This is a genomic window from Paenibacillus sp. Y930 (assembly GCF_056786375.1).
Genome location: NZ_JBXCIX010000006.1, coordinates 204,646 through 218,484, shown reverse-complemented (window position 1 = coordinate 218,484; position 13,839 = coordinate 204,646). Strand labels below are relative to the sequence as shown.

The 13,839-nt window shown below is 36.1% G+C and carries 16 protein-coding genes; 2 read left to right on the top strand and 14 right to left on the bottom strand.

The window, feature by feature from the left end; translation table 11 throughout:
• Positions 1-47 precede the first annotated feature (47 nt).
• Together AC1TO5_RS17815 and AC1TO5_RS17810 are read right to left on the bottom strand one after the other, a co-directional pair.
• On the bottom strand, positions 48-248 hold the full coding sequence (locus tag AC1TO5_RS17815) for a hypothetical protein (RefSeq protein ID WP_482064183.1): 201 nt from the start codon (positions 246-248) through the stop codon (positions 48-50).
• 83 nt (positions 249-331) lie between these two features.
• On the bottom strand, positions 332-1,135 hold the full coding sequence (locus AC1TO5_RS17810; protein ID WP_482064182.1) for an AraC family transcriptional regulator: 804 nt from the start codon (positions 1,133-1,135) through the stop codon (positions 332-334).
• 216 nt (positions 1,136-1,351) lie between these two features.
• Here AC1TO5_RS17810 and AC1TO5_RS17805 point away from each other — a divergent pair, with 216 nt between their 5' ends.
• Positions 1,352-2,548: an MFS transporter gene (locus AC1TO5_RS17805; RefSeq protein ID WP_482064181.1), complete on the top strand. Its 1,197-nt coding sequence runs from the start codon at positions 1,352-1,354 to the stop codon at positions 2,546-2,548.
• Positions 2,549-2,607: 59 nt separating this feature from the next.
• Here AC1TO5_RS17805 and AC1TO5_RS17800 read toward each other — a convergent pair whose 3' ends face one another.
• On the bottom strand, positions 2,608-3,699 hold the full coding sequence (locus tag AC1TO5_RS17800) for a metallophosphoesterase (RefSeq protein WP_482064180.1): 1,092 nt from the start codon (positions 3,697-3,699) through the stop codon (positions 2,608-2,610).
• Between the two features lie 174 nt (positions 3,700-3,873).
• Here AC1TO5_RS17800 and AC1TO5_RS17795 point away from each other — a divergent pair, with 174 nt between their 5' ends.
• Positions 3,874-4,317, top strand: coding sequence for a thiol-disulfide oxidoreductase DCC family protein (locus AC1TO5_RS17795; RefSeq protein WP_482064179.1), 444 nt, complete (start codon positions 3,874-3,876; stop codon positions 4,315-4,317).
• Here the strand turns inward: AC1TO5_RS17795 and AC1TO5_RS17790 are convergent.
• From AC1TO5_RS17790 to AC1TO5_RS17740, 11 genes are all read right to left on the bottom strand, one after another.
• Positions 4,283-5,206 carry a tyrosine-type recombinase/integrase gene (locus AC1TO5_RS17790; RefSeq protein ID WP_482064178.1) on the bottom strand — a complete coding sequence of 308 codons (924 nt, stop codon included), beginning with the start codon at positions 5,204-5,206 and terminating at the stop codon, positions 4,283-4,285. The genes AC1TO5_RS17795 and AC1TO5_RS17790 overlap by 35 nt on opposite strands.
• Positions 5,207-5,525: 319 nt before the next feature.
• Positions 5,526-6,044, bottom strand: coding sequence for a GrpB family protein (locus AC1TO5_RS17785; RefSeq protein ID WP_482064203.1), 519 nt, complete (start codon positions 6,042-6,044; stop codon positions 5,526-5,528).
• A gap of 112 nt (positions 6,045-6,156) precedes the next feature.
• Entirely contained in the window at positions 6,157-7,062 is a 906-nt protein-coding gene (locus AC1TO5_RS17780; RefSeq protein WP_482064177.1) for an NAD(P)/FAD-dependent oxidoreductase, read from the bottom strand.
• A 907-nt stretch (positions 7,063-7,969) separates the two neighbouring features.
• Positions 7,970-8,875: an alpha/beta hydrolase gene (locus AC1TO5_RS17775; RefSeq protein ID WP_482064176.1), complete on the bottom strand. Its 906-nt coding sequence runs from the start codon at positions 8,873-8,875 to the stop codon at positions 7,970-7,972.
• Positions 8,876-8,979: 104 nt separating this feature from the next.
• A complete protein-coding gene (locus AC1TO5_RS17770; RefSeq protein WP_482064175.1) occupies positions 8,980-9,702 on the bottom strand; it encodes a YebC/PmpR family DNA-binding transcriptional regulator in 723 nt (240 codons plus the stop codon).
• A 364-nt stretch (positions 9,703-10,066) separates the two neighbouring features.
• Complete coding sequence (locus AC1TO5_RS17765) at positions 10,067-10,465, bottom strand: hypothetical protein (RefSeq protein WP_482064174.1); 399 nt, start codon at positions 10,463-10,465, stop codon at positions 10,067-10,069.
• Positions 10,466-10,695: 230 nt separating this feature from the next.
• Positions 10,696-10,857, bottom strand: coding sequence for a hypothetical protein (locus AC1TO5_RS17760; RefSeq protein ID WP_482064205.1), 162 nt, complete (start codon positions 10,855-10,857; stop codon positions 10,696-10,698).
• Between the two features lie 24 nt (positions 10,858-10,881).
• Positions 10,882-11,943, bottom strand: a complete 1,062-nt coding sequence (locus AC1TO5_RS17755) for an immunity protein Imm33 domain-containing protein (RefSeq protein WP_482064173.1) — start codon at positions 11,941-11,943, stop codon at positions 10,882-10,884.
• A 123-nt stretch (positions 11,944-12,066) separates the two neighbouring features.
• Entirely contained in the window at positions 12,067-12,420 is a 354-nt protein-coding gene (locus AC1TO5_RS17750; RefSeq protein ID WP_482064172.1) for a hypothetical protein, read from the bottom strand.
• A gap of 80 nt (positions 12,421-12,500) precedes the next feature.
• Positions 12,501-12,641, bottom strand: coding sequence for a hypothetical protein (locus tag AC1TO5_RS17745; protein WP_482064171.1), 141 nt, complete (start codon positions 12,639-12,641; stop codon positions 12,501-12,503).
• Between the two features lie 186 nt (positions 12,642-12,827).
• Positions 12,828-13,268: a hypothetical protein gene (locus AC1TO5_RS17740; RefSeq protein ID WP_482064170.1), complete on the bottom strand. Its 441-nt coding sequence runs from the start codon at positions 13,266-13,268 to the stop codon at positions 12,828-12,830.
• Positions 13,269-13,839: the final 571 nt, after the last annotated feature.

The following is a 13,839-nucleotide window of genomic DNA, read 5'->3' as shown; positions in this document are numbered from 1 at the left end:
AAAGACAAAGGTAGAACATGAGGTATTATCCTCCGTTCTATCTTTGTTTATTTCGCTTGCATCCATAGTAGTGAAGCTGCCATCGGTATAATAACAATAATGATAATTGCAACAACTAAAAAACTGATCAATGTTAGCTTTTTCTTATCACTCATCTTCTTAGGTGATTTAATATGACAGGTCGGACATATATCCACCGAGCAAGAAATAACTGATCCGCATGATTTACAAGTCAATGTTGCTTCCATATATCTTCCACCTTACTCTTCATTATATTGTGAATTCGATGAATCTGTTGAAAATTAATTTCACGAATTTATTGTACACTTATCTACAAATTAATCCGTTCCTGCCACTCTCTTTTTCTGAATTTCGTAGGTGATTCCCCCATAATTCGCTTAAACAATATAGTAAAGTAATTACTGTTCTCATAACCTAACACTTGAGCAATTTCTGACACCTTCATTTTGGACTGAACAAGCAACTGCTTTGCCTCTCCCATTCTTCGATTCAAAATATAATTTATCGGAGAATCATTGTATTTACTACGAAAAACATGTGACAAATAATAAGAGTTCATATGAAAGGCATTGGCAATATCATTTAATGAAATATGACGTAAATAATTCAAGTCTAAATACTCTTTAATTCTAAGTGCCAAAGATTCAGAATCTCTATCTACGTTTTTGGATGATTGCTCTAATTCAGATAATCTCTTAATCCATATCATTAACGTCATTAACAAATATTCCGAAGCTTCTTGAAATGCATCCCTTTGCTGCTGCGATTCCTCATATAGCAAGGATAATAATGATTCAATTGTAGCTTTACTTCCTTTTGTTTTAATAATTGGTCTGTTCTCGATTGGAATAAGTAATGAACGATTCGGATGCGAAATACCACAGTAATAGGTTTCAAGTGGGTTAGCTGTGGATGAATATTCCTCATGAATAATACCTTGGTTATATACGAGTAGATCGCCCTCTTGAACAGCGTAGCGTTCTCCGCTAATGGTAACAACACCTTCACCTTTCACTACGAAAACAACTTCACTCCAATTCGGATGATGATGGCTTGGTAAACTCCAATTCTTCCTTGCTGTTATCCTTCCAATATACAATAACTTTTCATCCATAATTATTCGCATTCTTTCTATAAATGATTTTCTAATTCATCGTCGCACATCTATTATTATACATAATGTTTACAATAATCACATCATTAAAAAGCAAGATATATCACATTTATAGGAAGGAAACCAAGATGTTGCATTGTAATAAATCGCAGAACATTCTATGATAAGATCTGCTTCGTATAGATAGAAAACAGATTGGATAGGAGTAATCTAGTTATGAGTAACACTGCACCAGCGTCAATTACACATATTAAAGAGAAAGAAAGAATGCCCATTTCATTAATGTGGTTAACAATCGGTGCATTTGCAATAGGGATGACAGAATTTCTCGTCATGGGGTTACTACCGAATGTTGCTAATGATTTGAGTGTCACAATCCCTCAAGCTGGTCAAATTATTACAAGTTATGCGTTAGGCGTCGCATTAGGAGCACCACTATTAACGATCCTTACCCATTCGATCGCTAAGAAAAGATTGTTGGTTTTACTTATGTTTATTTTCATTCTAGGTAATGGTTTGTCGATGATCGCACCTACTTATCCATTACTTATCACCGCTCGAATAATAACAGCATTAGCACACGGTACATTTTTGGGAGCTGGTACTGTAATTGCTACTCATCTTGTTCCTGCTCACAAAAGAGGTAGTGCTGTGGCATTGGTTCTAGCAGGCCTGACGATTGCTAATATTGTAGGTGTTCCATTCGGAACATTTATTGGACAGCAATATGGGTGGAGAGCTTCATTCGGAGTAATAACTATACTTGGCTTCATTGCCCTTTTAGGTATATGGAAGTATATTCCGAAGATTACTGAAAACAGTCATGTGAGTATTAAGCAAGAAATTAAAGCTGTCATAAAGCCGCAAGTACTATTAATGTTAGTAACTGGAATGTTTGGTTGTGCAAGCATGTTCGCAATGTTCACCTATATTTCGCCGATTTTACAGCAAATAAGTGGCTTCCAGGAACATAGTGTAACATGGATTTTAGTATTGTTTGGTATATCTGTTACTATTGGTAATCTGATTGGCGGAAAACTTTCTGATTGGAAAACACTACCTTATCTTATCGTTAATTATGCGATTCTTAGTATCGTACTTGCAGTGCTTTCCATTACATTACAAAATCCTATTTTGGCTATTATTACAATATTCATATGGGGTGTAGCAGCATTTAGTATTTTCCCGGGTATTCAATTACGAACGATGACGCTAGCTAGCGAAGCACCGATGTTAGTTGCCACCTCTAATCATTCCTTCTTAAATATGGGGAATGCCTCTGGAGCGTATCTTGGCGGTATCGTCATTACGAATATGGGGCTTAGTGGCTTACCTTGGCTAGCTTCTGGCCTTGCATTCATTGGATTCATTTTAATATTAGTCATTTATATAATGCATAAAAAAACAGCATAACATTAAAAAAAGCCGGTAGAATAAGGGTTGGTATTATCCCCTCTTCTACCGGCTTTCAATTATTCAAAATCTACATGAATAACAACAATTTCAGATTGGCTTCCGAGACGAATCGGTGGTCCCCAAAATCCATATCCTGATGAAACAATCGTATGAAGTTTACCCTTTTGCAAGTAACCATAGTCATTCTCGAACAATCGATTCGTAATGAGATTTCCTGGTGCAATTTGCCCTTTATGGGTATGACCTGCAACAAGTAAATCGATTCCAGCTGCAGCAGCCTCCGCAAATTCATACGGCTGATGATCTAATAAAAATACTGGCTTACTTTGATCTAATCCTGCAACTAGCTCTTTTGTCGCTAATCGATCACTTTCCGTTTTATCTTTTCTGCCCACAATATATATTTCATCATTTAGCAGAAAAACTTCGTCGTATAATAGCTCTATATCAGCTGTCTCTATCGATTCAATAAGTTTATCCATTTGACCACGATATTTATCATGATTCCCCAGTGATCCAAAGACACCGTACTTGCTTTCCATTCCAGCCAATATCGCAAAAATCCCTTTCTTTTCAACAATATCTAGATCATCGTCAATGATATCTCCTGGAATAAGAATAAGATCTGCATCGAGTTGGTTCACTTCTTCCACTAATCGCTTAGCATGCTTAATCCCAGATAAATAACCAAAGTGAGTATCGGAAAGCATTATAATCTTCAAGTCTTCAACACCAGATTTTTGTACTGCAATATTATATTCCGTTACTTTAGGAGTATACGCTAGATAACTGCCATACATTAACGTTCCTAATACGATAATTAGTACAAGCGTTGTCGCTGTCAATCTTGTTTTATTACGGTCAATCTTTGTAAATCTCATAATGAGCATAACAATATGAACGACAGGCAATGTAAGTAACAATAATCCAAAAGTAGCTAACCAATAATTACCGATAATACTAAAGACAGCTGAACCATTGCCCAATCTTCCAATAATAAATGAAATTGACAGTACAATAAGTACGATACTATAGCAAGCAATAAACCAACGATTGCCTTTCAAACCAAAACCTCGATATCCACTCCATCCAATATAAAATACTAATAAACTATATATTAGAAGCGCAATTATTAATCCAATAATCAAATCGTTAATCTCCTTTTCTAATCTGTAACTTTGTGATATACTTCACATACACTACATAATACTGAACGATTACTAAACGTTCTAAATATCCAATGTACTTTTCTCTTTATCGAACAGGTAAATACATCATAATTTGATTATATCAGATGAATGCTTTGAGAGGAGTTGCCACATATGACTAATGACGACACAAAGACAATTAAAACAGAAGTTCAACCTCCTACTCCATCATTGATTGTCCTATATGATGGTCAGTGCTCTTTCTGTAATGGCGCTACACAATGGATCATTGCTAGAGATCGAACGGCAAAAGTGTCCTATGCTGCAATTGAAGGCGAACTTGGTCAACGTCTCATTCAGCAATTTCACTTACCTACTAATCTTGACAGCTTTATTTGTATTGACAATAATAAAGCGTACTTATACTCTACAGGTGCCATTCGTGTAGCAAAGTATTTGGACGGTCCGTGGAAACTAATCCATCTACTGAAGTTCATTCCACCCTTTATTCGCAATCCTTTTTATCATTTTTTTGCCAAGAATCGCTTCCGGTGGTTCGGTAAGCAGCAAGCCTGCTTGCTGCCTACCCCTGAGATACGTCAACGATTTCTAGATTAGGTATAGTAGGAATTTGAACAGATGAAATCGCTTGTTTCTTATCATCATCTTGAATATGTGTATAGATCATCGTAGTTTCGATAGATGTATGCCCCATCAATTCTTTTACGATTCGAATATCAACTTGGTTTCGTAACATTAATGTAGCGAACGAATGGCGGAGCTTATGACATGATAATTTCAGATGTCGCAACTCATTATGATCTTCTTTCATCGCCTGAAACATCGTTGACATTATTTTTTGAATTTGTCTAATCGATAATCGGCGCCCTTTTTGTGATACGAAAAAGGCGTCTTCTTTTTGTCGATAAGGAGTGAGTCGTTGCTCCACCATCTGTTGCATATATGCATTCACTTCAGCTGATAGTGGAATCTCATTCCATTTGCGACCTTTTCCGAGAACAGTAATTGAACTTTTCTCAAGATGATAATGTTCGAGATTAAGACGATGGACTTCCCCTACACGCAAACCTGAATAAGCCATTAACAAAAATATAGCTAGATTACGCGCTCTATATTTCCCGTCAATATAATTCATCGTGTTCTCTAATTGATCTTGCTCCAAATATACTGGCAAAACATTTTTTTCTGTTTTAGATTTTTTTACATCTATTGCTGGATTCCCCTGCATCATTTCAAAATCATTCATCGCTTTGAAAAAACTTCTTAATGCTGCAAGAGTTCGATTACGAGTTGATTCCGACACATGCTCTTTATGTTGTACGAGATAACTTACAACTGTCAGCTTCTTAATTTGTTGCAAGGGAAGCTCCTCAATATATTCTAGAAAAGAAAAAGCTTCGCGCTCATATTCTCTTTTCGTTGTTTCTGTATATCCTGCTTGCTTCATCCACAACTTGAAAGCCATCATATATTCATCATGTTCCATCTCGATCTGTGTCTCCCTTCGTGTTGTAAGATATTAGGCGTTTCTATCATTATTTTAGAGTTTTAAGCGAACATTATATCGCATACTTGCTCGACTCTCTCTATTAAAGTCGCTCTAAATCAAAAGTGCGCAAAATATGAGTTTTGCGCACTTATTGTAGCATATAATGTCGCCTTTCTCTATCCAAACATTACCAACTCTATTGTTTCATTATCGATTTTCTAGAATAGAGAAAAAAGCCAGATAAACTCACAATATTCATGAGTTTATCTGGCTTAAAGCTTTTACACTAAAACAATTGATTAACCTAGCATTAACATTATTTTGTCGGTTTTTCGGCGTACCATGTAAATGCTAGTTGCTCCATTTCGGTCACAAATGCTTTTTTCGCTGGACTATACTCACTCGTATTCTCATATTGTCTTGCTAACTCTTCTTTAAAGTGACTGTATCTAGCAACTTCTTCTGGATGGACACGGAGATAGTCTCGAAATACTAAATGTCTCTCGATATGAGAATTGTCGCTTTCATAAAAGTGAATATGATGGGTTCGATTATCTCCGCCTTTTCGAAATAATCTTCTTCCTGAAATGCCCCATTCCCCGACAATATCGTACCCTAGATCATTCATTTTCTCATTCAATGCATCAACTGCTTCAATCTTATTAACAATACACATCATATCAATGACAGGTTTAGCCAACATGCCAGAAACAGACGTACTGCCGAAATGTTCAAATTGAGTAATTTGATCTCCGAAAATAACTTTAAGATTATTAACCTCATCTTGAAACAGTTGAGCCCATTTATCGCTAAAGGGAGTAAGACGAACTTGAATGATAACCACCCCTTTGCAAATAAAAATATCAATACTTTTAGTTTATCATTGAATAATGAACCCTACCGTACTCTTATGAAAATATATGTGTTCCTCATAGCAACGGAGTATGCTAAAAACGTTCCATCGTCAAATCCGCATTTACAGAGAACGCAGCTTTACTACCATCAGCAGCAGAAATAAGTAATGAAGAAGGTCCGGATTTTTCAGTTTCTCCTGCAATGTATATATTTTTGATTGTTGTTCTGCCAGCACCATCGGTTACAATTGATCCATTATCTTGAACTTCACAACCAAGCTTCTCTGCAAATTGATTAGGACGATAAAAGGTTGGAACAACAAAACCAGCTGTACATTCGAACGTTTCACCCGTCACAAATTCAATTTCTGTGAGCATACCACCATCACCTAGTAAGCTCTTGATCGAATCTGATTTTATTTTGATATTTCGTGATTGTAACTCTTGAAGCCCTTCTTGTGAAAGTTTAACTCCATTTGTAATAACAACGAGATCCTGCGACCAATTATAAACTAATTTAGCCATATGCATCACATGCTCTTCTTTTTCTGCTATTACAATTAAAGGTTTATCGCGTAGTTCCCAGCCATCACAGTATGGGCAACTAAAAAGGCTTTTCCCATAATAATCCCTTATACTTGGAACAGAAAATTCCTCTTGAATCCCAGTGGCCAATATTATTTTTCCTGTAATTAACTCTAGACCATCCGATGTTTTGACAATAAATCTTTCTTGATCATTATCTTTGATGATCTCAGTAATTGTTGTATTAAATTGTGAGATCGATGGATATTTCTCCAGTTCCGTTAACCCTAACTCCTTAAACTCTTGTGGTTTTATTCCATCTCGAGTTAGAAACCCGTGAGACTCCTGCGTGACTCTATTCCTATTCGTTCCGTCATCAAATAAAGCAATTTCTCTTCGCGCTCTTCCTAAGATAAGACCAGCACTTAATCCAGCTGGACCTGCTCCAACAATGATACAATCGAACACTTTCATATTTCTTCCCCCTTTACATTACAATTGAAATTTATCAATCATAGATATTATATATCTATGATATACTCTATGTGGTTATTAGTCAAATTAGTTGTTCTATATTTACTTAGAATATAGCCTACCCCCCATAATACTAGGCTGCCATAAATTATATTAAAGCTTATTCTTCTATAATCTATCGTATTCACTCCTTTTTCAGGTGCTATTTTTTGTTATATATATCAAAAACACCTTATAATACCAGTTATAATAATTGTAACCTATCCTCCACCACGTTGGAAGCATTTGTTGCTGAAGTAAGCGCATTGAACGATGTTGTTACGACTGAACGATCGTTAGCACTATCATTGACAATTTCAGATTTATTGTTTTTACTAATTATTTTATCAACACCTTAGTTTACATAACTATTATTACGTTTTAATTCTATTGTAGTTGTCGCTTCTGAATATCTTTTTTTTGAAGTTGCCGTAATAGTCATTGTATCCCCATACCAGATCGAGAGCGAGCACCGTATAAATAAATGCTATCATCTGGCATACCACTTGATGCTTCTAATTTATCATAAGTCTTCGTATTAATATGTAAAAGAGGCAGTTCTTAAAGTAGAAAAATCTACTTTAAGAACTACCTCATATTATTATGAACTACTATTCGACGTCGACTACGCTACGTTAGCATATTCATCGTAATCACAAGTGACTGATTTGAACTTCCACTTTCAATAAAGGTTCAAAAAGCGGACATTCAGAACCGAGAAGATGGAGCGCTACTTGAGGAAGGAGGACACTCCAGTGTACGTTATTGGTACACGAGTCCCACACTTCCCAAGTTCGCTTCATATTCGATGTCGAATAAGCTACGTTAGCATAGTCCTCGTTATCAAAGTCCGCTTTTTGAACTTCCTCTAAGTGAATTTGCGTTGCAGCCATTCATTGGCAAGCTCCACCCAACTCGATGCAGCACGATTAATTTGAGCTTCATTAGCAGCAGTTGTTCGATCAGCTAAAGATAGACCATGACCACCTTCTTCAAATACATGAAGTTCATATGGAATACGATGCTTCACTAATCCCATCGCAAATTGCAATGAATTTGCTGATAGAACAAGATCATCTTCCGATGTATGCCATAAGAAGGTAGGCGGTGTATGTGCTCCTACAAATTTTGCAGGGCTGAAGCTTTCAAGTAATTCATACGATTGCTCTGATGTGCCTAGAACAACAGAGTTCATAAGGCTGAGCATCTCTTTGTATTTCAATGTTTCTTCTTCATTCATTAATTCCATAGAGATTACACTATCAAGTAAAGCATAACCAAGAATTAATGCGTTCGGTTTAATAAACTCGGCTGTTACTCCAATATGTTCACTAACATAAGGTTTGTCCCAATGTACACCAATGCTAGCTGCAAGATGCCCACCTGCTGAAAATCCTGCAACTGCAATTTGATCGACATGAACATTCCATTTTGCTGCATTCTCACGAACAACCGCAATAGCTTTAGCAACGTCATACAGTGGTTGTGGAAATTTCACTAACACATTCGGATTCTGTTGATTAGCTTGTTGAATTGGAGCTGAACCATAATAAGTATTGTAATGTAACACAAATGTTGTATATCCTAATGAAGCAAATCTTAGCGCAACAGGCTCTGCTTCGCGATCAGAAGTGTATAGATAAGCACCACCAGGGCAAATAATAATGGCTGGTCTTGATTGACTAGCTTGATCGCTACCTACCTGGTACGGTACATATGCTGTTAGTGTAACATGCTCTTGATCATCCCATAATTGGATAGTTTCAATATGCATACTTATCCCCTTCCAAACATTTTGTGACAACTTGATATACTACTTAGTAGTCATAAAGTTACTTCGCAAGCATAGTCTAGATTTTTGTGATATCCGAATAGCAACTATTCATCACCGAAATTAACGTTGTGGTACACTTGTTGAACATCTTCTAGATCTTCAAGCGCATCAATCAATTTTTCAAATTGTACTTGAGCATCTTCTGCAAGATCAACTTCATTAGCAGCAAGCATCATGATTTCAGCAACAGTAAATTCTGTAATTCCTGCAGCTGTAAAGGCATCTTGCACCGCTTGGAATTGATCTGGTTCTGCATAGACGATAACGTTATCTTCTTCTGCAATAATATCATTAACATCGACATCAGCTTCGATCAATAACTCCATAACTTCATCTTCTGACTTATCTGCTACACCGATAACTGCTGTAGAATTGAACATATAAGCAACAGAACCACTTACACCCATACTTCCACCATTTTTATTAAATGCTGAACGAACTTCAGGTGCAGTACGATTTACATTATTCGTTAACGCATCAACGATGACCATAGTGCCGTTAGGTCCAAAGCCTTCGTATCGTAGTTCAGAGAACACTTCATCCGAGCTACCTTTTGCTTTGTCTAATGCACGATCAATAATTGCTTTTGGTACATTATATGTTTTCGCACGCTCAAGCACGACTTTAAGTGCACGGTTGGCTTCAGGATCTGGCTCGCCTTTTTTCGCTGCTACATAGATTTCAATCCCGAACTTAGCATACACTTTACTAGTGTTTGCATCTTTTGAAGCTTTCTTATCTTTAATGTTATTCCATTTGCGACCCATATTTCTCCCACTTTCTACTTAGTATTCTTTACTATTATAACTGATATTGATAGTAAAGTAATAGTCTATCTGCAATGTAAAGTACAAATAATTGAATTATCATTTGTACTTTGTGTCTATTCCTATATTAAGTCGAATTTTTCTCTGTTAGCCGTTTTCAATATTTTTTTGGTTGCTTTATGTTGAGGGGTAATTTATCGCGGTTTCACCTTTTTCTTTACAGCGTTACAGTTAACATAACTATATTTACGTTATAATTTATTCTTGTATTACGATAATTTTCATAGTATTTATATCTTTTCAAAAACAAGACAATGTCATCAATCGAAGTCATTGTCTTGTTAAGTTGAATGCAGAATATAATTCACTCAGGTAACAGTAATGCTGTTATGTGTTCTTTTACAACACTCAAATATGGGGTTTTAAACACATTACCATTTTTGTCAACGACCAAATACTTCGGAAACTCCTTAATTTCTAGAGCCTTAGCCCACTTAACATTACGTTCTTGGTATTGATCCCAAAATTGAACCTGCCCAATTGCATTTGTAATAGTAGGGTTAGAGTTATGAAATATGTTCAAATCCTTAGTTTCACTCTCTGGTAAGCCATTTTCATAAAACAGATGTATAGCAAATTCTCCTTCCCCAGTCGGTATTAGTTCTTTCATAACGTCTTCTTCACTCAAACCACAACCAGAGAGTAATAATATAGCTGCGATAACTGTCAAAGTTAACATCCGTTTGTTCAAAGTTTGAATCATGAGCTACCTCCTTTAAGTTTACATAACATTATTTCTGTTTATTTTTATCGTTTTCTTCCATATAATTTTATTAACGTAATTAAGCTAGATAATGTTTCTAATTTATAAAAACAAAAAAAAGCTAGCCAGCGTAGATTATCAACTCTCTACGAATAGCTTAGCTTCTTTTCACGTTAGCTAGGTTGATGACCGTACTAATATTGTTGAGAAGATCCCTACAATCATTCTAATTAATTATTATCATCAAGAAATTGGTAAATTGCCATCATTTCTTGTTTATCCAACTCACGAATACGATTGAAAATTGGAATAGCTGGAACGGCCTCAATATTGGAGCTTTCAGTGACAGCATCACTTACATTGCCAGTCCTGCACTCAGGAAGCAAAACCACCGATCATATTAATATCCACCAACCTTAAAAATACGCTACATTCATAAATGGAATTAAGACTTCACATACCTCATCTTGCTCGTCCAATCCCCATAATCCAGTATACAATCCATCACCGAGCCCGCTAGAGAACATTGCAATCCTATTTCCGGTTTCTGGAACAGCCCATTCAATGAAATCACCGCCTGCTCGTTGCATATCAGGGAACTGACTATAGCTTGCTGCAAGAATATCCGCAAAATAATCATCATAATGGTTACTTTCTGGATGTTCAGCGTGCCAGCGACTCAAAAACTCTCGATATTGTATCGCAACACTTGCATCGCAAAAAGCTGCCATTCCAGCATCGACGCCAAGGAAAAACCATGCTCCTGGCTCATTGAGCTGCTCAATCGTTTTACCTTTAGGCATCACCGTTTCATAGCGGACAACGCGCTGCTCCTTCACCTTTAGCCTTGCAGCGGCAATCCGTTTGCCAGCAATATCTGAATGACAAATCGCTAATTCCACCGGATACGAACCAGCAGGCAATTTCCGATTGAGCGGCTGAGCGTATTTATCTTGGTACAAATATGCTAGCGGATCAGCAATTGCGAGTTCTCCAGTCGGCATGTCTATCTCGCCCATCACAAACGGTTGTATCTTCTCACTTGGCACAAACAAGCTTTGCAGATACTCATACGTATATTCATCTTTGCGAAGAAACTCTAAATTTTGCTCAAATGCTACCATAAGAGGAGATTTCACTTTGTCCCTGATCTCTTGCCCTGTCGTCAAGTCAATAAAATATTTTCCGGTCGTATCGCTCATAAATTCCAAATCTGCACCTATACGCATCTCATAGATCATCAGTACCGCTGGCTCAATATTAGCCAATCTATTAAAATCGACAATCGACAAATTATCCGAATCATCCACATACTCCTGTGTATCACGTTCGCCATAGGCAATCCAACCGTTATCATAAGGATCCATAGGTTCTCCCCTGAACATCCACTTCAAGGCAGCGTCCCCGTTCAGAAGCGATTTCGTGACAATGCAATCTCCCGCGCCTTCGATATACATTTTCATCTCATTTGTTGTCATATGTATTCAACTCCTTATTTGCAAAGTAATAGAATCAGTTCCTTCACTACTAAATTGAATATAATGAAATAACCTCTATTCTACTTTGCATGTTTCTTGTAGCTCTTACTATGAATATGGATACTACCCTTCAGGCATTTGCCAACCTGTTTCTCCATCCCAAATGACATCGTTATCATCAAGATGTACATGCCAATCCCCACCAGAAATACTTCTTCTAATTTCCGTCAAGCAATCTAGCCAATAAAACAATGCATAAATCGAGTCTTCAAAGTCATCCGATAAAGGAAGCTTTGTTGAACCATCAAAGATTACTGTCGGTTGATCCTGGTCATAGTCATAAGCATAAAACGTTTCTCCAATGTCTTTCAGTTCAAAACCTTCATTGTATCGATCAATAATAGCTAGCATCTCTTGGTCTTCACTATTGGTAAGATTATGGTCTCTCTCACAACTATAATAAATAGAAACTCCCATATTATTTTCCTCCTTTTTCATTCTTTAATCTTGCATATTATTTTACTTACTTTTCACTGATAGTTTAAGTATCGTATTAACTAAACACAACCAAATTCACACTTTAATATTCTGAATTCTTCTTGCCAACTCATCGTTGCTTGCAGTCTTAATCGCTCTACTTCCTCTTGAAAACTTAAAGCAGCACTTTGGATATTGTAAGTTGAACGCTGGGCTTTCATACACTTCCTCCAATTGATGTTTTGGTTTACAGAGCTTTCTTTTAACGTTCTTGTATTCACGAACTTCCGCAGCAAATTGTCACTTGAATCTACTACTCTGTCAAAATCATCACTTGTGACCGAGGCATAGCCGCTACTTGAATAATATGTTATAGGATGTAAGTACCTTCTTCGAAACCACTTACATTAAGAATTCCGTTTGATCCAAATATTCTTCCCTTCATATGTATATGCCTTTAATTTTTTATTCTGCAAATCTGTTGTTTTTATAAACTCATTAGCAAGTTTTCTAATATTTCGCCACTCATTAGATTCTAATATCTCAATATATTCACTTTTCGCTATTTCTTCTTCGCATTTAATGAATAAGCATGGAAATTTATCTCCACTCATGGTTTCTATAATATAATCTATATCCCTGATCAACTTTTTTTGAATATCTCTAAAATAATTAATTCTAGCATCAAAATATAGTATTTTATACAAATCAAAGTCTTCAACTATATCACAAGTTATACATCCTGGGATTTGTGATGTGACTTGTTCAATTGGATCTGCAGCTAAAGTTATTAACGATAATTGAAATTCTCTTTGTAGATATTGTTCTTGCTCTAAATTCAACGTCAACTTTATCCCTCCAGTCAATTCCACTGATTTCCTATAACGTAATAACTACGAATTAACAACGTTTTTTATATGAACATCATATCAAATATTTCAAATATTTATAACAAATTCCTCTGAGAAAAAGACTGAAATAAGCTTTAAAATTTTTCTCATTCGGCATATGAACTACGTTATTATTTGTACTATCTCCAATCAATTAATCCTTATTACGAATTATCTGTACCTCTCCATTCCAATTGCGACTCACGGAATTTCTAACGATTTATATTAGGGACATTATTAATATCTATATTTTTTCTAGAGTAGTTAACATTATTGCACTGTAGAATGACTTCAACTTTATAGGTATCGGAATGAATGAAGCATATCGTTTGACCTACGATATTAACGATGAGCAGATTGAATATTATCACACGATTGCACCACCGCATATAAAAAAGCCACCAATCATCATTCAAACACGGTGATTGGTGGCTTCTTAAAATGGTAAATTATCAATTTCAGGCTTAAACGGTTGATTATCATCGGAATAATCACACTGTTCTAAAATGCAGCATATCGAGTTTTGAAG